General features: G+C 65.5%; 21 protein-coding genes and 1 pseudogene. 11 read left to right on the top strand and 11 right to left on the bottom strand.

The window, feature by feature from the left end:
- Nucleotides 1–12 precede the first annotated feature (12 nt).
- From H290_RS0115770 to H290_RS0115740, 7 genes are all read left to right on the top strand, one after another.
- Nucleotides 13–1239, top strand: a complete 1227-nt coding sequence (locus tag H290_RS0115770) for a cytochrome P450 (protein ID WP_020107784.1) — start codon at nucleotides 13–15, stop codon at nucleotides 1237–1239.
- Nucleotides 1236–1850 (top strand): TetR/AcrR family transcriptional regulator, encoded by a 615-nt coding sequence (locus H290_RS28730; protein WP_020107783.1) that lies wholly within the window; start codon nucleotides 1236–1238, stop codon nucleotides 1848–1850. Before H290_RS0115770 ends, H290_RS28730 begins: the two co-directional genes overlap by 4 nt.
- A 104-nt stretch (nucleotides 1851–1954) precedes the next feature.
- On the top strand, nucleotides 1955–2977 hold the full coding sequence (locus H290_RS0115760; RefSeq protein WP_020107782.1) for a metal ABC transporter solute-binding protein, Zn/Mn family: 1023 nt from the start codon (nucleotides 1955–1957) through the stop codon (nucleotides 2975–2977).
- A gap of 16 nt (nucleotides 2978–2993) precedes the next feature.
- Nucleotides 2994–3905, top strand: coding sequence for a metal ABC transporter ATP-binding protein (locus H290_RS28725; RefSeq protein ID WP_020107781.1), 912 nt, complete (start codon nucleotides 2994–2996; stop codon nucleotides 3903–3905).
- The gene (locus tag H290_RS0115750) at nucleotides 3902–4795 is read left to right on the top strand and encodes a metal ABC transporter permease (protein WP_020107780.1); all 894 of its coding nucleotides are present in this window, start codon (nucleotides 3902–3904) and stop codon (nucleotides 4793–4795) included. Before H290_RS28725 ends, H290_RS0115750 begins: the two co-directional genes overlap by 4 nt.
- Before the next feature lie 141 nt (nucleotides 4796–4936).
- Nucleotides 4937–8386 (top strand): BTAD domain-containing putative transcriptional regulator, encoded by a 3450-nt coding sequence (locus tag H290_RS0115745; RefSeq protein WP_020107779.1) that lies wholly within the window; start codon nucleotides 4937–4939, stop codon nucleotides 8384–8386.
- A gap of 138 nt (nucleotides 8387–8524) precedes the next feature.
- Entirely contained in the window at nucleotides 8525–9916 is a 1392-nt protein-coding gene (locus tag H290_RS0115740; RefSeq protein WP_020107778.1) for an FAD-binding oxidoreductase, read from the top strand.
- Nucleotides 9917–9935: 19 nt separating this feature from the next.
- On the opposite strand, the gene H290_RS28720 is transcribed toward H290_RS0115740, so the two are convergent.
- The 3 genes from H290_RS28720 to H290_RS0115725 are packed head-to-tail and all read right to left on the bottom strand — an operon-like array spanning nucleotide 9936 to nucleotide 12483.
- Nucleotides 9936–10469, bottom strand: a complete 534-nt coding sequence (locus tag H290_RS28720) for a DUF2599 domain-containing protein (RefSeq protein WP_231373714.1) — start codon at nucleotides 10467–10469, stop codon at nucleotides 9936–9938.
- Nucleotides 10466–10924, bottom strand: a complete 459-nt coding sequence (locus H290_RS0115730; protein ID WP_020107776.1) for a MaoC family dehydratase — start codon at nucleotides 10922–10924, stop codon at nucleotides 10466–10468. The genes H290_RS28720 and H290_RS0115730 overlap by 4 nt, the downstream gene beginning before the upstream one ends.
- Nucleotides 10921–12483: a carboxylesterase/lipase family protein gene (locus H290_RS0115725; RefSeq protein ID WP_028463259.1), complete on the bottom strand. Its 1563-nt coding sequence runs from the start codon at nucleotides 12481–12483 to the stop codon at nucleotides 10921–10923. The genes H290_RS0115730 and H290_RS0115725 overlap by 4 nt, the downstream gene beginning before the upstream one ends.
- A gap of 91 nt (nucleotides 12484–12574) precedes the next feature.
- On the opposite strand from H290_RS0115725, the gene H290_RS0115720 reads away from it, so the two are divergent.
- Nucleotides 12575–13345, top strand: a complete 771-nt coding sequence (locus H290_RS0115720; RefSeq protein ID WP_020107774.1) for an alpha/beta fold hydrolase — start codon at nucleotides 12575–12577, stop codon at nucleotides 13343–13345.
- 83 nt (nucleotides 13346–13428) lie between these two features.
- Here H290_RS0115720 and rlmB read toward each other — a convergent pair whose 3' ends face one another.
- The 6 genes from rlmB to H290_RS0115690 form a co-directional block, all read right to left on the bottom strand.
- Nucleotides 13429–14394 (bottom strand): 23S rRNA (guanosine(2251)-2'-O)-methyltransferase RlmB, encoded by a 966-nt coding sequence (gene rlmB, locus H290_RS0115715; RefSeq protein ID WP_028463258.1) that lies wholly within the window; start codon nucleotides 14392–14394, stop codon nucleotides 13429–13431.
- A 64-nt stretch (nucleotides 14395–14458) separates the two neighbouring features.
- Entirely contained in the window at nucleotides 14459–15871 is a 1413-nt protein-coding gene (gene cysS, locus H290_RS28715) for a cysteine--tRNA ligase (RefSeq protein ID WP_020107772.1), read from the bottom strand.
- Between the two features lie 11 nt (nucleotides 15872–15882).
- Nucleotides 15883–16347, bottom strand: coding sequence for a 2-C-methyl-D-erythritol 2,4-cyclodiphosphate synthase (gene ispF, locus H290_RS0115705; protein ID WP_028463257.1), 465 nt, complete (start codon nucleotides 16345–16347; stop codon nucleotides 15883–15885).
- The gene (gene ispD, locus H290_RS0115700; protein ID WP_028463256.1) at nucleotides 16344–17012 is read right to left on the bottom strand and encodes a 2-C-methyl-D-erythritol 4-phosphate cytidylyltransferase; all 669 of its coding nucleotides are present in this window, start codon (nucleotides 17010–17012) and stop codon (nucleotides 16344–16346) included. Before ispD ends, ispF begins: the two co-directional genes overlap by 4 nt.
- Before the next feature lie 19 nt (nucleotides 17013–17031).
- Nucleotides 17032–17520, bottom strand: coding sequence for a CarD family transcriptional regulator (locus tag H290_RS0115695; RefSeq protein WP_020107769.1), 489 nt, complete (start codon nucleotides 17518–17520; stop codon nucleotides 17032–17034).
- A 244-nt stretch (nucleotides 17521–17764) separates the two neighbouring features.
- Nucleotides 17765–18682, bottom strand: a complete 918-nt coding sequence (locus H290_RS0115690) for a hypothetical protein (protein WP_231373713.1) — start codon at nucleotides 18680–18682, stop codon at nucleotides 17765–17767.
- Nucleotides 18683–18877: 195 nt separating this feature from the next.
- On the opposite strand from H290_RS0115690, the gene H290_RS28710 reads away from it, so the two are divergent.
- Together H290_RS28710 and radA are read left to right on the top strand one after the other, a co-directional pair.
- Entirely contained in the window at nucleotides 18878–19561 is a 684-nt protein-coding gene (locus tag H290_RS28710) for a hypothetical protein (RefSeq protein WP_231373712.1), read from the top strand.
- 88 nt (nucleotides 19562–19649) lie between these two features.
- On the top strand, nucleotides 19650–21047 hold the full coding sequence (gene radA, locus H290_RS0115680; RefSeq protein ID WP_028463255.1) for a DNA repair protein RadA: 1398 nt from the start codon (nucleotides 19650–19652) through the stop codon (nucleotides 21045–21047).
- 9 nt (nucleotides 21048–21056) lie between these two features.
- Here radA and H290_RS0115675 read toward each other — a convergent pair whose 3' ends face one another.
- On the bottom strand, nucleotides 21057–21623 hold the full coding sequence (locus H290_RS0115675; RefSeq protein ID WP_028463254.1) for a PaaI family thioesterase: 567 nt from the start codon (nucleotides 21621–21623) through the stop codon (nucleotides 21057–21059).
- A 47-nt stretch (nucleotides 21624–21670) separates the two neighbouring features.
- Between H290_RS0115675 and disA the strand changes: the two genes are divergently transcribed.
- On the top strand, nucleotides 21671–22753 hold the full coding sequence (disA, locus tag H290_RS0115670) for a DNA integrity scanning diadenylate cyclase DisA (RefSeq protein WP_020107764.1): 1083 nt from the start codon (nucleotides 21671–21673) through the stop codon (nucleotides 22751–22753).
- Nucleotides 22754–22807: 54 nt separating this feature from the next.
- On the opposite strand, the pseudogene H290_RS31670 reads toward disA, so the two are convergent.
- A pseudogene (locus tag H290_RS31670) lies at nucleotides 22808–23083 on the bottom strand (IS3 family transposase); the annotation flags it as partial.

The following is a 23083-nucleotide window of genomic DNA, read 5'->3' as shown; positions in this document are numbered from 1 at the left end:
CACGATTGAGACATGTCAACGAAAGTGTCGCACGGAGCAGCATACGAGCTGCGATCAGGCGACACTTGGCGCGATCCGTGGCAGATGTATGAAGATCTGCGTGACCACGACCCGGTTCACCGTGTTCGATCGGACAATCCCGACCACGACTTCTGGGTTCTGACCAGGCACGCCGACGTATCGCACGCCGCCGACGACTGGCGCACGTTCACGTCGTCGCAGGGACTCACCACCACCTATGGCGAGCTGGAAAGCATCGGGCTGGCCGACAACCCGCCGATGGTGATGCAGGATCCGCCGGTACACACCCATTTTCGAAAGCTGGTGTCCCGCGGATTCACACCCAAGCAGGTGACCGAGGTCGAACCCGCCGTTCGAGAATTCGTCCGTGCGAGGATCGCCGCGCTGGTCGAGGCCGGTGCCGGTGACATCGTGACCGAGCTCTATAAGCCGTTGCCATCCATGGTTGTTGCTCACTACCTCGGTGTCCCCGAATCAGATCGGATGGCATTCGACGGATGGACCGAGGCGATAGTCGGCGCGGACACGTCCGACCTGAGCAAGGCCGGCGACACCGCCACCGCCGCAGTACTCGAGATGATGGCCTACTTCGGCACGCTCATCGAGTACCGGCGCACACACCCGGGAGACGACACGATCTCCCACCTGGTGAAGGCAGGCGTGGGCGAGGACGACAGCACTGAGGGGATGCTGTCGCTCCTCGCCTTCACCTTCACCATGGTTGCCGGTGGCAACGACACCACCACCGGGGTACTCGGCGGTGCGACCGAATTGCTGGGTGAGTATCCGGAGCAACGGGCGGCGCTGGTCGAGGATCCGGAACTCGTCGACGACGCGGTCGACGAGTTCCTGCGGCTCACCTCACCGGTCCAGGGTCTCGCCCGGACCACCACTGTCGAGGCCACGTTCGGCGATCACACCATTCCGGCGGGACGCAAAGTCTTGCTCAGCTATGGCTCGGCCAACCGGGATCCGCGAGCATTCGGTGACGATGCCGACCGCCTGGACATCACCCGTCGCCCACGGCAGATCCTGACGTTCAGTCGCGGCGCCCACTACTGTCTCGGCGCCGCCGCGGCGCGGATGCAAACGCGGGTCGTACTCACCGAACTGTTGGCCCGCTGCCCCGAGTTCACCGTCGATCCGGAATCGATCACCTACGCACCGGGCAACTATGTGCGCCGGCCGACCACCATGCACCTGACTGTCGGCCCATGAGCCGCCGGTCTCCGGCAACCACCGGACACTCCGGGACCACGCAAGCCCCGGATTGGCTCGGCACCAATCGGCCCGAGTCCGCGGCCTCCCGCATCCTCGATGTCGCCGGCGACCTGTTCGTCACCCACGGGGTCACCGCGGTGAACATGAATCAGATAGCGACCGCGGCCGGATGTTCTCGGGCCACCCTCTATCGATATTTCGCGTCGCGCTCCGAACTGCACCTGGCCTACGTGGAACGGCAGGCGCGCCGGCTGTCGACCGCGGTCAGTGCGGCCACCGCGGATATGACTGATCCCGGCGAACGCATCACCGAGTCGATCCTGACGGCGGTGGCCGGCGTCCGCTCCGATCCGGTGATGCGCAGCTGGTTCAGTCCGGAAGCAGCCGGATTGGCGGGTGCCATGGGTACAACGTCGGAATCGGTCAACAAAGCCGCCATCGCATTGATCACCGGCGAGACCACCGCCCCTGAGGCCGAGCTCACCCTCGAAGCCCGGTTCATCGTCCGCATGGTCATATCGCTGCTGATGACGCCCGGCTCCGATGCGGCCGAAGAACGAGAGATCGTGACCCGATTCGTCACGCCTGCGATCCTGCAGCGATATTGATTTTCACAAGTTGTCGGTAACGGTTATCATTAGCATCTGTTAGATGGTTCCTCGCGATTCAGCCCCGCGCGGACACACCATCCTTTGATGCGAAAGGTCCTGTAATGGCAACCTGGTCCCGGCTTCTTGGGGTCACCACAGCCCTGACCCTGGCCATCGGCGTGGCCGCCGGGTGTTCCTCCGATGACAGCGGGATGACCTCGGACGGCAAGGTCGCCGTGGTCGCATCAACCAATGTCTGGGCTTCGGTGGCCGGGGCCGTCGGCGGTGAACACGCCGACGTGAGCGCGCTCTACACCTCGGCGGACGGCGATCCGCACGAGTTCGAGGCCAACGCCAAGGACACCGCCAAGGTCGCCGACGCCGGTGTTGTCGTCCTCAACGGCGGTCACTATGACGCGTACATGGAATCCGCTCCGAAGAACTCGGACGCGATCGTGATCAACGCCTACGAGATCATGGAAGGTGACGAACACAGCGATGACCACGACAGCCACGATCACGACAGCGACCACGAGGAAGGCGACCACAGCCACGCCCCCGGCGCGGTCAACGAGCACGTCTTCTACAACCTGACCGCTGTCGGCGAGGTCGCGAACAGAATCGCAAATGCATTGTCCGAGAAGGACCCCGCCAACGAACAGTACTTCCGCGACAACGCCGGGGCGTTCAACGACCAGATCAACGAACTGCACGCGGAGCTGGCCGCGATCAAGGCGGCAAACCCGGGCGCAACAGTTGCCCAGACCGAACCGCTGGCGGGTTACCTCCTGGCCGAGGCCGGGCTCGACGACGTCACACCCGCCGGACTGCAGGATGCGGTCGAGGCCGGACAGTCGCCGTCGGCGCGCGACGTCGCCGCGACACAGGAACTGATCTCGGGCCGCGGGGTGCGGGCGTTGATCTACAACACCCAGGCCGTGGACGACGGCACAAAAGCCCTACTCGCGATCGCCGACAAAGCCGGTGTGCCTGTAGTAAATCTCACCGAAACATTCCCGGCAGGACACGGAGCCGAAGGCGGAGCTGGACCATCGAACGGCGTCACGAACTATATCGACTGGCAGCGGGCTAATGTTGAGGCGCTGACGTCTGCCCTGGCGGCCAGCGCAAACAGCACTCGTTGATGAGGCAATCCACCACATGACCCAGCCCGAACCGGCAACAGCGCCACCGTCGAAAACAGCTGACCACCAAGCTGCCGACGGTCTGAAAACCGTGCACCAAACCGCAGGCCGGGGAGCCGCGATCACAATCGTGGGCGCCCGATTGTCGTTCGGCCGCAGGGTCCTGTGGGATCACTTCGACCTCACCGTCGCGCGCGGCGAGTTCATCGCCGTCCTCGGTCCCAACGGCTCGGGCAAGACGTCGCTGCTGAAAACCCTTCTGGGCAAATACACTTTGGACTCCGGCACTGTCACCGTCGAGGGCCGCGGACTGCGCAGCGGTGACAGCAACGTCGGATACATCCCGCAGCAGGAGACCCACGACGAGGGCGTGCCACTACGTGGCCGTGACCTCGTCGGTCTCGGAGTCGACGGCCAGGCCTGGGGCCTGGGATTCCGGAATCGCAAGCGTCGCAACGCACTTGTCGACGATGCCATCGCGCAGGTCGATGCCCGCGACTTCGCCGACGCACCACTGGGTCTGCTCAGTGGTGGTGAACAGCAACGTCTTCGGGTCGCGCAGGCGCTGTCCGGCAACCCCGCGGTATTGCTCTGCGACGAGCCGTTGCTGAGCCTGGATCCGGCCAACCAGAGTCGCGTCGCCGCACTCATCGACCGTCGCCGCCGCGATCACGGCACAGCCGTCTTGTTCGTCACCCACGAGATCAATCCGATCCTGCCGTACGTCGACCGGGTCGTGTACCTCGTCGACGGCCGCTTCCGGATCGGCACACCCGCGGACGTCATGACATCGGAAACGCTGAGCGAGCTGTATCAGACCCGTGTCGATGTGCTGCGGGTCCAGGACCGGCTCGTGGTCGTCGGCGCCGACGAATCGGCCTGCCACGGTGACCATTCGTTCACACCGTCAATCGAGGTAACCGAGTGAACCGCAGCTGGTCCGACTTCTTCGACTTCGCCGAGACCGCCGATCTCCTCTCCTACGGCTTTGTGCAACAGGCGCTGCTCGCCACCGCACTGCTCGGCATTCTCGGTGGGATCCTCGGACCGATGGTGGTCAGCCGGCAGATGGCATTTGCCGTGCACGGCACCGCCGAACTGACATTCACCGGTGCTGCCGCCGCGCTGTTGCTGGGGATCAGCGTGAATCTCGGCGGTCTGATCGGCGCGGTCATCGCCTCGGTGATCTTCGGTCTGCTGGGAAACCGCGTGCGCGAACGTGATTCGGTCATCGGTGTGGTCATGGCCTTCGGCCTCGGATTGGGTGTGCTGTTCATCGCCCTGTACGGACGCACCGGCGCCGGCTTCAACCTGCTCACCGGCCAGGTCGTGAACGCCGGAGCGCAGGGTGTCGGGGCCGTGGTCGTCACGACCGTCGTGGTGGTTGTCGTGATGGCGATCATCTACCGTCCGCTGCTCTTCGCCAGTACCGATCCACGGGTGGCCGAGGCGCGCGGTGTCCCGATGCAGCTGCTGTCCGTCGTCTTCGCCGTCCTACTCGGTGCGGCCGTGGCACAGAGCGTCCAGATCATCGGCGCGCTGCTGGTGATGTCGCTGATCATCACACCCGCCGCCGCAGCGATGCGGGTGTCGTCGAATCCGACCACCGTGCTCGCGCTGTCGATCCTGTTCGCGGAGATAGCCGCAATAGCCGGGATCATCCTGTCCTTGGCACCGGGTTTGCCGCCGTCGGTGTTCGTCACGTCCATATCATTTGCGATCTACATGGTGTGCCGAGTGATCGGCACCCGGCGTTCCCGCAACGCCGGCCGGCGGACTTCGCATGCGGACGCGGACAGGACGCTCGTCAAGAATTAGGGCAATCGGAAAAAATTAGACTGATCGGACGTACCCTTCGAACGCACCAGTCACCTAAGCTCTGGTTCAACCGCTCATGACCCGGGCCGGGTTCACACCGAGCGGAATCGGTGTGTGTTCGACGAGCGGCGAAGGACGGGTATGCGCTATCAGATACTCGGGCCGCTCGAAGTACTCCGGAACGACGGCAGTGCAACCAGGATCGACCTGGGCTCCCCCAAACAGCGGATCATTCTGGCAATACTGCTGATCCACCGCGGCAAAGTGGTGTCCACGGACCGGCTGTGCGACGCATTGTGGGGCGACGAGGCACCACCGAGTGCCACGTCGAGCCTGCAGGCATACATCTCCAATCTGCGCCGCGCACTCCGAAATGATGCGGGAACATCTCCGATCCGGCGACAGTCCACCGGCTACATCCTCGACGTCGCCGACGGCGATGTGGACGTCAGCGAGTTTCTCGCCCACGCGGGCGACGCCCAGCAGCATGCAGACAACGAAGAATGGGCGCTTGCGCTCGATTCCGCGGATCGCGCACTGGCCTTGTGGCGCGGGCCGCTGCTCGACGGGCAGGGTGATGAGAACTGGGTGCGCACCGAGGCGGCCGGACTCGAGGAGATCCGCAGCGGCGGTATGGAGAACCGGATCACCGCATTGCTTGCGCTGAACCGGCTGCCGGAGGCCCTGGCCGACGTTGTCGCGCTGCGAAACCGGCAACCGTACCGCGACCACAGCTGCTGGCTGCACATGCTCGCGCTGCACCGCGCCGGCCGGTCCGCCGAGGCGCTCGACGTCTTCGGCGACCACACCCGCCGGCTCGACACCGATCTCGGCCTGGAGCCGAGCACCGAACTCCGCGATCTGCAAGGCGCCGTCCTCCGCCATGACCCCGAACTGATCGCCTGGCCACGCAAACCGATCTGGTCCGGTGCCGGCGAACTCCGTGTGCCCGACAACCCGCCCGCTCAGGTTTCCACCGACGCCGAGATCCCCACGCACCGTGGGCTGATCGGACGGGTTCGCGAACTCGACCACATCGCCGCGGTGCTGCAGGACGTCCTGGCCGGCGATACGCGCTGGCTGATCTTCATCGGCCCGCCCGGAATCGGCAAGACCAGGCTCGCCGACGAGGTGGCCCACCTCATGCATTCGGCGGGTGGGCGGGCCGTCTGGGCACGCAACCCGGAAGAAGGTGCACCGTCGTGGTGGCCGGCGCGGCAGTTGGTCGAATCCCTCGGCTCCAACCCCGGCGAGGTATTCCTCACCACCGGAGCCGTCGATGCGGACACCGCCCGGTTCACTGTTTACGATCGGGTGCAGCGAATCATCGAACAGTCAAGTGAGACAAGCCCACTCGCAGTGATCGTCGACGACGCCCAGTGGGCGGATTCGATGTCGGTCGGCGCTCTCGCCTCGATGGCAACCGCAGTGCACCGGCACCCGATCGCATTTGTGATCACACTGCGCGAGGGCGAACACAATCCCGCGATAGCCCGACTGCTCAGCGCGGTCGCGCGCGGTACCGGCAACCGGCAGATCGTCGTCCCGGTACTCGACGAAGCCGAGGTCGGCGCACTTGCCAACGAGATCGCCACCGAAGAGCTGACCGCCGACGAGGTCGCCGGACTGGCCAAGCGGACCGGCGGCAATCCGCTGTTCGTCTCCGAATACGCCCGGCTGCCGGCCGGCGAACGCAGTACCGGCGAACTCCCGGTGGCCGTACGGTCGGTACTCGGACTGCGCCTTGCCGGGCTGGATCCCGCTGTGTTGCAGGTCCTCCGGATGGCAGCGGTCATCGGCGACACCATCGACATCGCGCTGCTGTCACGGGCCACCGGACTCGACATCGACACACTCGCCGACCAGCTTGATGCCGCCGCCGATGACCGCATCGTCACCGCCACACCGGGCAGTGACAGCTACGCGTTTGCCCATGGCCTGCTCCGGGAAGAGGTCCTGGTCCAGATACCGGCACTGCGGCGCAAGCGTGCGCATGCGAAGGTCGCCGAGATCCTCGCCGATGCAGAGGGATCCGACGCCCTCGGCAGACGAGCACAACATCTGATGGCCGCACTTCCCCTCGTCGATCCGGAGCTGGCGGTCGACGCTTGCATGGCAGCGGCGGAAGCATCTGCGGCACAGTGGCATTCAGAGGTCGCCGCACACTGGTGGCAGCAGGCGATGATCGCCTATGCCCTGCTTCCGATGGCCGAACAGGTCGACGAACGACGCGATGAACTGACCGTGCTGTTGCTCGAGTCGCTGTCTCGGGCCGGCAAGGGACAGACCGTCATGCAGACGGTGGAGGCCGCGCTCACGACCGCTGTCCAGGCCGAAAAGTCTTCCACTATCGGCAAACTTGCCGGTTCGCTGCTGCGGTCGGGGGGTGGATGGCCATGGGTGTCACCCGCAGAGGATCCCGCATCACTGCTGGCACTGCTGGCCCGGACCGAGGAAACCGTCGCCGATGATCCCGGCGAGCGTGCACAGGTTCTGGGCGCATTGAGCGTCGGGCACAGCTACGACCCCGATCCGACGATCGCCCCGGAATTGATCCGGCGGGCAGAAGGATTCGCAGAGTTCTCCCACGACCCCGATATCATCGCCGAGGTGATGATGGCCCGGCTGATCACATTCTCCGGAGTCGCCACGCATGCGCGTGAATCGGTCGCGCTGATCAACAGCCTCCTGGCGCTCAATCATCGCCAGGCCCGCTTCGATGCGGTCATTGCCCACTCGATCGGGACGATGGCCACCTTCACCCTGGGAGACGTCGCGGCCGCCCGCAGTCATCTGCAGCTGGCCATCGCGGGCAGCGAAGAACTGAACTTGCCGATCCTGCGCGCCCAATTGCGTTGGATGGAAGTCGTTGTCGCGGTGTGGATCGGTGATTTCGAACGGGCACAACAACATCAGGCGATCGCCAAACGCGTTCACGAACAGACCGAGTTGTATGTGACCGGGCAAGCCGACATGTCGCTGATGTCACTGAGCCGCGAGCTCGGAAGTATCGCCGAAATCGGTGCAGACCGGGCCCTGGAGACGATCACCGGTGTGGCAACCAGCACCGAGGACACCAACATGCTCGGGGTGATCGCCGCCGGAACGGCGGGTATACCCGGCGCACCGGTGGACCGCGCGCTCGCAGCGGCGCTGGTCGCGCAACGGCAGGCCACCTGCGGTGCACATGTGTGGCACACGCTCGGTCACGCCGTGGCCCTCGCCCACGTGGTCGCCGACTTCGAATTAACCGAGTACGCAGAAGAATTCATCACCGAACTCGAACCCTTCAGCGACCACATCGGCCTGATCGGGCAACTCGGCAACGTCGGCCCGGTGGCCCTGGCGCTGAGCCGGCTGTACCTGCTCACCGGCAATCTCACCGCGGCAAAGGAATCGGTCGCGGTGGCAGCGGGCATCGCCGAACGAACCGGTGGACTTCCCACGCTCCTGCGGTGCCGAGTTCTCGAAATGCGGCTACGCCCTGCCGGCGGCCTGTTGGCCACCGAGCTCGACCTCGAACGTCAGGCCGAGAAGCTCGGGATGGCCGGTGTGCTCAGCGAGGTTCGCTGCTTGCGCACCGCGCGCTGATCAGCCAGTTCTCCCCGGATCCGACCCCCGCCCGGGGCTCCTTGAAACATTCTTGAACGCCGGCACCAAGAACCTCCCAAGTACTCGCGCGCATGCTGACGCCATCAACTCCGGACTTCTATCGAAGGAACCATCACGATGACCGTCATCACCCCCAGTACAGGTACCGATCCGCTCACGGATCTCCGGGCAGCCGTCGCCGGCGTGGTTGTCCGACCGGGAGAGCCTGGCTTCGAACGGGCGATCCCGTGGAACGTTGCGGTCCCGACCGACCCCTATGCAGCGGTGTTCGTGGAGTCCGCAGCCGATGTCGCGGCCACCCTGCGCATCGCGGCACGACACGGATTCACCGTCGGCGTCAACGCCACCGGCCATGGCGCACTGCCGCTCGATCAGGGCACCATCCTCGTACACACCAGCGCGCTGGACGGACTCGAGATCGACCCGCAGGCCCGTACCGCGAAGGTCGGCGCAGGGGTGAAGTGGCAACGGGTCATCGAGGCCGCCGCGCCGCACGGACTGGCCGGGCTGGGCGGTTCCGCACCCGACGCCGGAGTCGTCGGATTCCTCACCGGATGCGGCATCGGACCATTCGTTCGCACCCTCGGTCTGTCCTCCGATCACGTGCGTTCATTCGAACTGGTCACCGGCCAGGGCGACATCCTTCACGTCACACCCGCGAGCCATGCCGAACTGTTCTGGGGATTGCGCGGTGGCAAAGCCACCCTCGGTATCGTCACATCGGTGGAGATCGATCTCCTGCCCATCTCCGAGTTCTACGGCGGTGCGCTCTACTTCGACGGAGCTGACGCGGCCGCGGTCTTCCTCGCCTGGCGCGACTGGAGCCTCGATCTGCCCGAGCACGCCAACACCTCGATCGCGCTGCTCCAGCTGCCCCCGCTTCCGGAGGTACCACCGCCGCTGGCCGGCAAGCTCACGGTGGCGGTCCGTTACGCATCCCTCGCCGACCCCGAAACCGCCGAGGCGCTCATCGCCCCGCTGCGCGCCGTTGCCACCCCGATAATCGATGCGGTCGCGGTAATGCCTTATGCCGCAATGGGTGCGATCCATGCGGACCCGGTTGATCCGATGCCGAGTTTCGAAAGCGCCACCCTGCTCAGCGAGTTCAACGACACCGTTCTGGACACCCTGCTCGCGCTCGCCGGTCCCGGTTCGCAGTCACCGCAGGTGGTAGTCGAAGTCCGCCGATTCGGTGGCGCGATGGCCCGCCCGGCCACCCATCGAAGCGCGTTCTGCCACCGGGATGCGGGCTACCACCTGTTCACCGTCGGCGTACTGGCACCGCCTGTCGCCGAACACGTGGCACCCCACGCCGCCTCGATCATGGGCGCGATGGCACCATGGGCGATCGGCGAACTACCGAACTTCAATCCGGGCACCACGGCCGGCCGGATTGCCGGCAGCTACGACGAAGACACCCTGGCCTGGCTCAGTGCGCTCGCCGAGCGGCATGATCCCGAAGGTGTGCTGCGGGTCGGCCAGGTCGTTCGGACAACCACCCCGGTCTGACACCGCATCACTTGGCGCACTAGGGAATCTGTTCCTCCGGCGCGCCGGGGTTGCACTGGGCGGCGATCATCTGGGCCTCGGAGACCACCGGTCGCCAGGGCTCGAGGTTCCAGCTGGTCTTCTCGGGCGCCACGATCCGGGCAAACCGCCAATGGCAGGCGAATTGGTCGCGCATACCAGGGGTATCTGCGGTCAGGTCCATGGCAACAACTTCGGACCAGGCCGCATCCAGTTCACTGCCACCGGGCGTGTATCGGCCCGATTCGGTGGGAAACACCTGCAAGCTCGGGCCCTGATCCGTCTGCGCCCACGCCGCCTCGCTGATGAACGGCGGCAGATAGACCGGCGCCGCGGACCCCAAAACCGGCGATCGCCCCGATGTGCTCGACGCGGTGGACATCACCTGAGTTGTGGTCGGCGACGTCGTGATGGCAACGCCGTCGTCGTCCGAGGCCCCATCGGCGGAATCGCCGCAACCGACCAGCAGTGCCGCGGCCAGCAGCATTGCTGCTGACCCGCGGCACAGTGAACTGACGTGACGGGTGAGCGTCAAAAAAGAACCCGGACTACCATCTCCGAGACCAGAGCCGGCTTGGTGCCGCCCTCGATGGCCAGACTGTGGCCGAAGACAAGCTGAACGGCGCCGTCGGGCAACTCGGTCGCCTCGGCGAGGGTGGTGGTCAGCTGGACTTTCGATCCGACCAGCACCGGAGACGGGAAGCGAACCTTGTTACTGCCGTAGTTCAGCGCCATCTTCACGTTCTCGAAGCCGTAGATCTGGGCGCCGAGCATCGGGAGGAGCGACAACGACAGGAAGCCGTGTGCGATCGTCCCACCGAAGGGGCTCGACTTGGCACGCTCGACATCGACGTGGATCCATTGGTGGTCACCGGTGGCATCGGCGAACAGATTGACCCGCTCCTGCGTGATCTCCAGCCAATCGCTCTTACCGAGTTCAGAACCCACCGCCGCCAGGGCTTCAGCGGCCGATGTGAATACGCGCGTCATATGTTCTCCAATGTCTCCGTGGCCGGTTCGAGTCCCGAAATCGCGGCCACATAATCGCCGAATCCCGCCCACGCCTCGCGACGGGCGCGATAGGGGTCGATTTCCACATAGGAGTGTTTGTCGAAGATCCTGGTGGCGCGGACCTTCGGAGTGTATCGCGGCCAGGATTCCAGCGGCTCGCCGGTTTTGGCGAACGCCAACCACTGATCCTGGACCTCGGACGTGACCTCCAGCGCTTTGCGCCGATCGCTCCCCCGGGCGAGCAAACGGCCCGCTTTACCCCGGTAGATTCCGAAGACAGCGAACAATTCCGTCGCGTGCGTGGCGCCCAGCCCCAGCCACTTCAGCAGTCGGGGGGCGTAGTCGTACCGGTAGGCGTAGGTGGGCGCGTGCTGCGAATGGCCTTCGGTTGCGGCGATCGTGCCGACCCAGAAGATGTAGTCCCCGCCGAACTTCACCATCGACCTCGGCTTCGGGAACCCGCCATAGGCGCCGACAATGCGGTCCTGCGCATCGGGATCGGTGGCGGCGAACATCGCCGTGATCGACTCCTCCGTCGACAACATGCCCTGAGGCAACCGTTTGAACAGTGTTCCCTCGTTGCGGTTTGTGCCGATGATCATCGGAACCCGATGTGCCGTCCCGTCCGCGAACGCGTCCAGTGGTGACTCCGGCAGATAGTCGCCGTCGACGACCGGACCAAAGGGCAGGAGTCCAGGGGTGTCCTCCGTGACCCAGCGGGCCAGCCGGTGTCCGGCCCGGCCGATCTCGGCGAGCGAGGCGTTTACCAGCGCTTCGGCCGGATCATCCACACCCATGTCGGCGCATAGGAGTTCGGTGAGCTTGCCCGCCCACTTCCGGGCAAAATGCTGGTGCAGCGTCAGGATCGGCGCCGAGCTCTCGGCGATCGCACGGTGGAAAAGACCCGCGGCCGCGGGCGTGGCCATCAGCGTCGTCACGGCATTCCCGCCGGCACTCTCGCCGAAGAGGGTGACGTTGCCGGGGTCTCCGCCGAACTCGGCGATGTTGTCCTGCACCCACTGCAGTGCGGCAACCTGATCACGCAGTCCGAGGTTGGATTCGAACGGCCGCTCGGGTGTGGACAGTGCGGTGAAATCGCCGTATCCCAGCGGGCCGAGGCGGTAGTTCATCGACACGAAGATCACATCCCCGCGCCGGACGAGATCGTGACCGTAGTAGAGCGGGGTGGCCGTCGAGCCGAGGATGTAGGCACCGCCGTGGATGAACACCATCACCGGGCGGGGCTCGGTCGACGCCTTCGCCGGCGCCACCACGTTCAGGATCAGCGAATCCTCACTGACCGGCTGCTTCTTGCCACGCTCGGCGATCGCGTACCTGGGGTGCTGCGGCGATGCGTTACCGAAACTGTTCGCCTCCAGCACCCCGGTCCATGGGATGGCGGGCTGCGGGGCGCGCAACCTGAGGTCGCCCACCGGCGGTGCGGCAAAAGGGATTCCCCGCCAGCGGACGATGTCGCCGTCGCGGACGCCGGCGACAACACCGTCGGACAGTGTCACTCGTGTGCTTGCTATGGCCATGCACCCGACCCTAGCGGCACTTAGCGGGCGCTTGCCCGCCATCGGACGATTCACCGCGCCGGGCAGGCCACGATCTGGAATCCTCGAGGCCATGACCACCGACTTCAGTGGATACGTCGAGATCAGCCATCCCGTGCCAAGCACAAAGATCTGGCATCAGGTGGCCGGCGCGGGCACCCCGGTGGTCCTGCTTCACGGCGCGTTCTCGAGCGCCGCGGACTGGGGCGGTCAGTTCCAGCCGTTTGTCGACGCCGGTTTCCGGGTCTATGTCCCGGAGCGCCACGGACACGGGCACAGCGCAGACGTGACCGAGGAGTTCCACTACGAAACGATGGCCGACGAGACCATCGTCTATCTCGACGAGGTCGTCGGCGGCCGGGCCCACATCGTCGGATGGAGCGATGGTGCGGTCATCGCCTTCCTCGTCGCCCTCAAACGACCGGACCTGGTCGACCGCATGGTCGTCCTGGGCCAGTATCTGAATTCGTCGGGCCGGGCGCCGGGCGGAATCCTCGACGACATCGGCGACATCGACTCCGACATCGTGCAGTTCCTCCGGGCCGACTACGCCTCGGCCTCACCGGACGGAGACGACCACTTCCCGGTGGTGTTCGAGAAGACCAACGCCATGGTCGCGAGCGAGCCCGAAATGGATCTCACCGATCTGACAGCCGTGACCGCGCCGACTCTGGTGATGCAGGGCGACCACGACGAAGTGCTCGTCGAGCACAGCCTGGCGATCGTCGATCAGCTGCCGAACGGACGTTTGGCGGTGCTGCCCGGAACCCATCTCATCCCGATCGAGACACCCGCGGTGGTGAATCCGGTGATCATCAATTTCCTCGAGGGCGACCCCGCCTGACTCACCCGATGATGTGCCGTTTTGGCGGCCCCACCTGGGGTTTTGTTCGCCAAAAGGCCACACCATCGGGGTTGGGGGGTGAGTTAGGAACGGCGCTGGCGAGCGAACTCGGCGAGCACCACACCGGCGGCGACCGAGGCGTTGAGGCTTTCGACGTCACCGGCCATCGGGATCGACAGGATCGAGTCACACGATTCACGGACCAGACGTGACAGGCCCTTGCCCTCGGATCCGACCACGATGACCGTGGGTCCGGAGCCGTCGTAGTTGTCGAGGGTCACGTCACCATCGGCGTCGAGACCAACCAGCTGGACGCCGGACTCGGCCCAATCCTTCAGTGTCCGAGTCAGATTCGTGGCCTGGGCGACAGGCAGACGCGCTGCCGCACCGGCACTGGTCCGCCATGCGACCGCGGTGACCGAAGCGCTGCGCCGGGCCGGGATCACCACACCGTGGCCACCGAACGCGGCCACCGAGCGGATCACGGCACCGAGGTTGCGGGGATCGGTGATGTTGTCGAGGGCCACCAGCAGCGGCGGACGACCACTGTCGATCGCCAGCTGCATCAGGTCGCTGGGATGGGCGTAGCGGTATGGCGGCACCTGCAGGGCCACGCCCTGGTGCATGCCGTTGGCGCTCATCCGGTCGAGTTCGGGACGCTGCACCTCGAGGATCGAGATACCGGCGTTGGCGGCGAGCTGCACGGACTCGGTCACCCGCTCGTCGGCCTCACCTCCGAGGACCACGTAGAGCGCGGTGGCCGGCACCTTGGCGCGCAGGCATTCGACGACGGGATTGCGGCCGAGTACGTATTCCGGACCATCGGTTGTCGGTTTGCCGCGCTGCGGACGTCCGCCGGAGGGTCCACCTGAACTCTTGGCCGCCGCCTTGGCACGCTTGTGCGCCGCGTGGTACGTACGCTCCGTTGCTTTCGGGGTCGCACCCCGGGCCTCGAGTCCGCGACGGCGTTGTCCGCCCGAACCCACGGTCTGGCCCTTCTTGGTGCTGCCCTTGCGAACTGCACCCTTACGTTTTGAATTGCCGGCCATCAGGCCACCCACCTTACGCGAAATGCGCTGTAATCTTCGATCGCCGGGACACCCGGCATCGCGTTCATCGGTCCGTCTCTACGGTTTCTTTTGGTTCGGACATCGACCACTGCGGGCCGTCCGGAGTATCTGTGACTTCGATCCCGGCGCGTGCCAACCGATCACGAACCTCGTCTGCGGTGGCCCAGTCCTTCTCGGCCCGTGCAGTGGTCCGGCGCTGCAACTCGGCCCGCACCAGTACGTCGAGCGCGGCGGTGGTGTCGGAATCGGAAGCGGAATCCGCCCAGTTCTCGGCCAGCGGATCGACGCCGAGCACACCCATCATCGCGCGCACCGTGGCGGCCGCGGCGACTGCCGCCTGGTGATCGCCCGACTCCAGTGCCGTGTTGCCGATCCGCACCGCACCATGGATCTCGGCGAGTGCGGCCGGGACGCCCAGGTCGTCGTCGAGGGCGGCGGCGAACTCGGCTGTGATCTCGCCGACCGGAACCGCTCCGGCACGCGAAACCGTCCGCTGCACAAAGGATTCCACCCGTCGATAGCCTTCGGCGGCATCTTGGAGGGCACCTTCGGTGTACTCGAGCATCGATCGGTAATGGGCGCTGCCCAGGTAGTAACGGAGCTCCACGGCCCGGACCCGCTGCAGCATCGCCGGGATCGCGACGACATTGCCGAGCGACTTCGACATCTTCTCGCCACCCATGGTGACCCAGCCGTTGTGCATCCAGTACCGGGCGAACGGGTCGCCGGCGCCGTGGCTCTGCGCCTGCTCGTTTTCGTGGTGGGGAAAGATCAAATCCATTCCGCCGCAATGGATGTCGAACTCGGGACCGAGGAGCGAGGTGACCATGGCCGAGCATTCCAGATGCCAACCGGGACGACCGCGACCCCACGGGGTCGGCCAGGACGGTTCACCGGGTTTGGCGCTCTTCCACAAGGTGAAGTCGCGGGGGTCGCGTTTGCCGGTCCCGGCGCTCTCGCCCTGATGGACGTCGTCGAGGCGATGTCCCGACAACGATCCGTAGTCGGGCAGGCTCTGGACATCGAAGTACACGTTGCCGTCGGCGGCATAGGCGTGGCCACGTTCGACCAGACGCTCCATGTACTCCACCATCTGAGTGATGAACCCGGTGGCGCGCGGCTCGGCCGACGGCGGCAGCACCCCGAGCTGGTCGTATGCCTTGGTGAACGCACGTTCGTGGGTGGCTGCCCATTCCCACCAGGGGCGGCCGGCATCGGCCGCCTTGCGCAAGATCTTGTCTTCGATGTCGGTCACATTGCGCACAAATGCCACATCGAGGCCCTTGTGCGTCAGCCAGCGACGGAGAATGTCGAAGGCGATACCGCTGCGGACGTGCCCGATGTGCGGAATTCCCTGGACGGTGGCGCCACACAGGTACACCGAGGCATGTCCGGGTCGGATCGGCGTGAAATCACGCAGCTCTCGGGCGGCGGTGTCGTAAAGGCGCAGGGTCACGATCGGCAATCTTACTGGTCAAGTAACAGTGCAGTGGCCACGGCAGCAATGCCCTCGCCTCGTCCGGTCAATCCGAGACCGTCGGTGGTGGTGGCGGAGACCGAGACCGGCCCTCCGAGAAGGGCACTGAGGACCCCCTGCGCTTCGGTACGGCGAGGGCCGATCTTGGGCCGGTTGCCGATCACCTGCACTGCGGCGTTGCCGATGACAAATCCTTGTGCTTCGTACAGTTCGCGCACGTGCGCGAGCATCCGGGCGCCGCTGACGCCCTCCCATTGTGGTTGCCCGGTACCGAACACCGACCCGAGATCACCGAGGCCCGCTGCCGACAGGAGCGCGTCACAGAGCGCGTGAACGGCCACATCACCGTCCGAGTGCCCCGCGCAGCCGTCGGCGTCGGCAAAGAGCAGCCCGGCCATCCAGCACGGCCGGCCGCTCTCGATGGGATGAACGTCGGTACCGATACCCACCCTCATGCGTGAGCCCGATCCGTGAGCAGCCACGTGGCCAGGTTCAGATCCCACGCTGTGGTGATCTTGAAGGCCATCGGGTCGCCCGGGATCGTCTGCACATCGATCCCCTGGGATTCGATGAGACCGGCGTCGTCCGTGAAATCGGTGGCGGCGGCAGCATAGGCGGCTTTGAGCACGGAGTAGTCGAATCCTTGCGGGGTCTGCACCGCACGTAGCGACGCGCGATCGACGGTTCCGGTGACGATGCCGGTGGGGTCGACGGATTTGATGGTGTCCACCACCGGCAGTGCGGGAACAACCGCGGACGCGCCCGATCGGACAGCGTCGACCACATCGGCGAACAACGATGCGGGAGTGAGACAGCGGGCGGCGTCGTGCACCAGCACCACCTCGGAGTCGGACGGCGCCGCCAGCAAGGCGGCCTTCACCGAATCCGAACGATTGGAACCACCGGCCACCACAGTGGACTCGGGGAACTCGGACCGGACCTGGTCAACCAGATCTACAGGTACCGAGATGACGACACGGTCGACGACCCCGCTGGACAGAACACCCTGCACACAATGGTGCAACATGCTCTGACCTGCGAGGTCGACAAACGCTTTTGGTAAACCCATGCCGAGTCGCTCTCCACGACCTGCAGCCGGGATCAATGCGACCGTAGACACCAGAATCGAGCCGGCGTGCTCAGGAAGCTGCGGCGAGAACCTCGTCGAGAATGATCGAAGCCTTCTCGTCGTTGGTGTTCTGCGCCAGCGAGAGCTCGTCGACCAGGACACGGCGGGCGCGGGTCAGCATCCGCTTCTCGCCTGCGGACAGACCACGATCCTGCTCACGACGCCAGAGGTCGCGAACGATTTCGGCGACCTTGATGATGTCCCCGGAGATCAACTTCTCCTGGTTTGCCTTGAAGCGGCGAGCCCAGTTGGTGGGCTCTTCGGTGTGCGGCGCCCGGAGGACGTCGAAAACCTTGCCCAAACCCTCTTCCCCGACTACGTCGCGGACTCCTACATATTCGAGCTTTGTCGATGGAATCTGAACTGTCATGTCACCATCAGCCACCTTGAGAACGAGGTACTCTACTGCCTCGCCCTTGATGGTCCGGGTCACAATGTCTTCGACCAGTGCGGCACCGTGATGGGGGTAGACAACGGTGTCACCAACTTTGAAATTCAATGTTCCATGCCCCTTTCGATTTCTCCAGTCTAGCACGGGGCATTCCGCGTCATCAGCCAACGGCGCAGGTCAGCGGCATAGCGACCGGATCCGAAACCTTGACGGCAACTGAAATGTGTGCTGGCACAGCGCCCGAAGTCCGAAGGCCCGAGCACTCGAGGCCCCCCGCCACGGGCAGATTGTGGGCACCGGTTCAGACAACTGTCCACCAGATGGCATGCGGCCCGGACCGCCGCGACCACCGCTAGGCCGTCACCTCGCGCCGCAGGGTCACGGTCGTCAGGGCGAGCACGGTGTCGCCGGTACCGGCGTCGACCAACTGGACATCCACAACACTGTGGTCACCGGCATCCCGGACGACCACTCCGCTCGCCCGCGCCGGACCGACCCGGACCTGCGAGAGGTAGTGGATCTGCATGTCACAGGCCACCATTCCCGGGCGCATGGCGCAGGCGGCCGACTCGGCGAGCACCGCCTGCGCACCGCCCAGGATGGTGCCTATCTGGTTGACGACAAACGGGGAAAGGTCGAGTTCGAGCACGCCGGCGTCCGGATCGATCACGCGCATGGCGAGTCGGGAGTACACCGTCCCGTCGACAGGAGTCGGCTTACGCTCCTGGATCGTCCCCACCGTCTTCGCCGGCGAATACAGATCGGCGTCGACGGCCGCGGTCCGCGGGATGCGGGCGAACACCACCAGGGCCCGACCGGCCCGGGTCAGGCCGTGGGCTCCGGAGTCGATGGCATCGGCCAGCGCCCGGAGGTCGGTCGCACCATTTCCGTCATAGACATCAACGGAGATGACCACCACCTTTTTGCCTGCCCGGATGAGCTTGGCGTCGGCGACAATCGGCCCGCGGGTGATCGGATCGGCGGCATACAGCGACAGATCCTGGGTTGCGGTCCAGTCGGGCGCCGCGGCGACCAGCGCCGGATCCGAGGCCACGATGTCGACCACCGTCATGAGAACCCCTGTCGCGGCCGCCCCACCGGAGTCCCGGAGTTTGTCGGTCAGCATCGCCGTCATCACCGAACGCTGCGGCGTCGGCTGAAATGACGTCAGCCCGAAGTCCGATGCAAACGACACGGGACCCGGCAGGACCATTCCCGGCCGACCGCCCACCTGAACAGGAGGTGCGGCGGAAATCAGATTCTCACTCATGAGAATCATCATGCCAGCTGGCCGGTGGATGCGAAACAGATTGTTTTCGCGACCCCATCGGGAATTCCCGAGGGTCGCCCACTACGCTGCGTAGTGCACGCATTGTGTGTCCGGTGTGCGCTGGTCGAGTACCTGCGCCGCCCGACGACACGGCGCGCGCGTCGTCGCATCAGGACCTACCTCGGAGGAAAACCGGTGTCAGTGCAGAAAGAATCGGCCCAGCCCACGGGCTTCGGGCCGGCCCGGCCGAAGGCCTTTTCGTCGGCGCGGACCGTCCGGCGAAGTCGAGTCGCATCGACCCTCGCCGCCGCAGCCATCGCCTCAGGCCTGCTGATCGGCACCACCGCGTGCGGCGCCGGCCAGATCAGCCAGACCGCCAACCAGGCACCGGCCATCAACGGAACCGAGATCGACGCCGGAGCCCTGGCTCTGCGCAACGTGCAGATCATGTTCCCGAAGGACGGCAGCACCGAAGAGTTCGTCAACGGCGGGCCGCTCGAAATGGGGTTCGTGATCGCCAACACGTCGCCCGACACGGGCGACAAGCTCAAGAGCATCGCCTTCGCCGACGGCAAGGGCACCGTGACGATCGACGGTGACACCACGATCGGCCCCGCCCGGGCGCTGCATGCGGGTGAGCCTTCCGGGTTGCTGGAAGTCGACGTCGAGCACACCCCGGATCCGGTCGAAGAGCGAATCACCGTGACCGTGACGAATGCACCGAACAAGCTCACACCCGGCCTGACCGTCCCGATGGTCTTCTCGTTCGAGAACGCCGGCGAGACCACCGTCGATGTCCCGATCGACGCCGGCACAGTCCTGCCCCGTCAGGACAAGCCCCGCGGCGTCGACGCGGACCACGTCGAAGAGCACCACTAGTCGCCGGTGGGTTCTGGCCGACGCCGGAACCCACCCCTCGCGGCGCTGCCGGCACTTCGCTGTCAGACCCGCTGGCTAGAGTCATCCAGTGGCCAAACAGAAGTCGACGTACCGGTGCAGTGCCTGCGCATATCAAGTCGCGAAATGGGTTGGCCGCTGCCCGGAATGCGGTGAATGGGGCTCGGTGACCGAAGCCGCCCTGGCAACCGTGGGCGGATCCGGAATCGGCGGGGGCAAATCCGCCACCGTCGCAACGATTCCCAGCCGGCCGGCGCGTCCGATGACGCAGATCGATGCAACCAACGCCGCCGCCTTCCCCACCGGCATCGGCGAATTCGACCGGGTACTGGGCAAGGGCATAGTCCCCGGCTCGGTCATGCTCCTCGCCGGCGAACCAGGTGTCGGCAAGTCCACCCTGTTGCTCGAGGCCGTCAAACAATGGGCGCTGCAAGGCCGTCGGGCCCTCTACGTCACGGGCGAAGAGTCGGCCGGTCAGGTCCGGCTCCGTGCCGAACGCACCGGAGCCGTCCACGACGAGATCTACCTCGCCGCCGAATCCGACCTGGGCGCGGTCCTCGGCCACGCCGAAGCAGTCATGCCATCGCTGATGGTGGTCGACTCGGTACAGACGATGATCGCCCAGAACGTCGATGGCGTGAACGGCGGCGTCACCCAGATCCGCGCGGTGACAACAGCATTGACCTCCCTGGCCAAGAACGCCGGGATCGCCGTCATCCTCGTCGGCCACGTCACCAAGGACGGCACCGTTGCCGGCCCACGCTCGCTGGAACACCTGGTGGACGTCGTCCTGTCGTTCGAAGGCGACAAGCATTCACCCCTGCGCATGGTCCGCGGGATCAAGAACCGCTTCGGGTCTGCCGACGAGGTCGGTTGCTTCGAACAGCGCGAAGACGGCATCCACGAAGTCACCGACCCCTCCGAACTCTTCTTGCACCACCGCGACATCGGGGTTGCCGGCACCGCCATCACCGTGGCGCTGGACGGTAAACGTCCACTCCTCGGCGAAGTCCAGGCGCTGGTCTCGAAATCGAGTCTGGCAAACCCCCGTCGCGCGGTGGTCGGGCTCGATTCGGCAAGGGTGGCAATGATTCTGGCCGTCTGCGCAGCCCGGGCGAACCTGCCCACCCACGATCAGGACGTCTACGTCGCCACCGTCGGCGGCATGAAGATCAGCGAACCCGCCGCCGACCTCTCGGTGGCACTGGCGCTCAGTTCCATCCTCGCCCAGCGATCGCTGCCGGGGTCGATGGTGGCCATCGGCGAGATCGGACTCGCCGGAGAGGTCCGCCGGGTGGCCGGGGTCGGCCGCCGGGTCGCCGAGGCAAAGCGCTTGGGGTTCAAGCACGCAATCGTTCCGGCCGGATCGCTGGACCTGCCATCGGGCATCAAGATCACCCAGGTCGCCGACCTTCAGACGGCGATGCGCGCCGCACTCAAAGGCCCCGCGGGCCCCTTCTCATTCTGACTCGCGGCGCTAGACGCCGCCGCTGCGCTCCTTGCGTGCGATGGCTTCGGAGTAGAACTCTGCGGCACCGCTGACGGCATAGCTGTCCCTGTAGTGCTCGAGCGGTTTGATGATGACAAAGATCGCATGCGCCGCGGCAACCGCTTCAGTGCTGTCGCCGAGATACGCGACTGCACGGGAGTACAGCTTGCGCCGGACCGTCCCGACTGTCTCGGCCTCGATCCGCAGTTCCGAACCGAGTGGGATCGGTTTGGCGAAGTCGATCTCGAGATGCGCGGTCACTGCGACCTGGCCCACGATGTAGTGGGTCAGACCCATCGCCTCGTCGAATGCGGTCGAGAGAATGCCGCCGTGGATCGTGCCCGGACCACCCTCGAAACGTTTGTCGACCTGCATGCGGACCGTGGCGTTCGTGCCCTCGCCCGCGATCGCGACCACGTGGAGTCCACCCTCGGACTGCTCCCCGCATCCGAAGCACATCGGATTGTGCGCGCGCACGCTTTCCCCGGGCGGTGGAGCCTTGGGCGACCGGACTGCCGGGACGAGCTCGTCGGGCAAAACAAAGGAGGTTTTCACAGACAGCTAATCTAGTCACCACTTGCGTTACTACAGAAAGGCGCCTCATGCCAGAGGTTCCGGCCTCCGATCTGCTCCGCACCACGATCGCCCGGCTCGCACCCGGCACACCCCTTCGAGATGGCCTGGAACGCATCCTGCGTGGCCGGACCGGCGCTCTCATCGTCATCGGGCACGATCCCGAGGTCGAGAGCATCTGTGCGGGTGGCTTCGATCTGGACGTGGCATTTGCGCCGACCCGGCTGCGTGAGCTGTCGAAGATGGACGGTGCGGTTGTTCTTTCGACCGACGGCGCGCGGATCGTCCGGGCCAATGTGCAGCTGGTTCCCGATCCGTCGATCCCGACGGAGGAATCGGGTACCCGGCACCGTAGCGCCGAGCGCACCGCCATCCAGACCGGATACCCCGTGATCTCGGTGAGTGCGTCGATGTCGATCGTGTCCGCATACGTCGACGGAATCCGCTATGTGGTCGAGGGTTCGGACGCCATCCTCTCGCGCGCGAACCTGGCGGTGGCAACACTCGAGCGGTACAAGACCCGACTGGACGAGGTCAGCACACAGCTGTCCCGTTCGGAGATCGAGGATTACGTCACGCTGCGCGATGCGATGACGGTGGCCCAGCGCCTGGAAATGGTCCGACGCGTCTCCGAGGAGATCGAGTACTACGTAGTCGAACTCGGTGTGAACGGCCGCCAGCTCAGCCTGCAGCTCGAAGAACTCGTGGGCGACAACGACTCTGCGCGCGAACTGGTGGTCCGCGACTACTTCGCAAGTCCCGAGCCCGCGAGCACCCAGGAGGTCGAGCAGGCCCTGGCCGCCATCGAAAAACTCACCGACGCAGACCTTCTCGACCTGACGGCACTGGCCCGTGCATTCGGCTACCCGAATACCGTTGACGCACAGGACACCGCGATGAGCCCCCGCGGATACCGGCTGCTGGCCCGGATCCCCCGCCTGCAGTTCGCCCACATCGATCGACTCGTCCGCAGCTACGGCACCCTGCAGGCGCTCCTCGCCGCAACCGCCGCCGACCTGCAGGCCGTCGAGGGCATCGGCAGCATCTGGGCCCGCCACATCCGCGAGGGCCTGTCCCGGCTGGCCGAATCCAGCATCGAACGCTTCGACTGACTCCCGACATAAAACCACCCGTTCCAGCCAAATCCACACGTTGCACGGTAGTTGTCAACCTGTCTGAGACAGGTGTGGGTTGATACCGGCGGTTGTCGGTAGTGGTGGTGGTTTCGGTGGTTGCCGGAACCGTTCGGGATGTTCGTTGTAGTAGTTGGCGAGGTGGCGCTGTCGTTGCTTGTGGGTAGCGGCAGCGCTGCCGGTGTGGACCTGTTCTGGGGTGTAGTAGTTCAGGCCGCTGTGGCGGTGCTCGGTGGCGTAGGCGCCTAGGAAGTGCGCTGTCCAGGTGCGAGCATGGTCGATGGTGTCGAATCGATCGGGGCATGACAG

It is taken from the genome of Nocardia sp. 348MFTsu5.1 (assembly GCF_000383535.1).
In the GTDB taxonomy this organism is placed as follows: domain Bacteria; phylum Actinomycetota; class Actinomycetes; order Mycobacteriales; family Mycobacteriaceae; genus Williamsia; species Williamsia faeni.
Note: the sequence above shows the minus strand (reverse complement) of the source record. Positions and strands in the feature narration are given on the sequence as shown.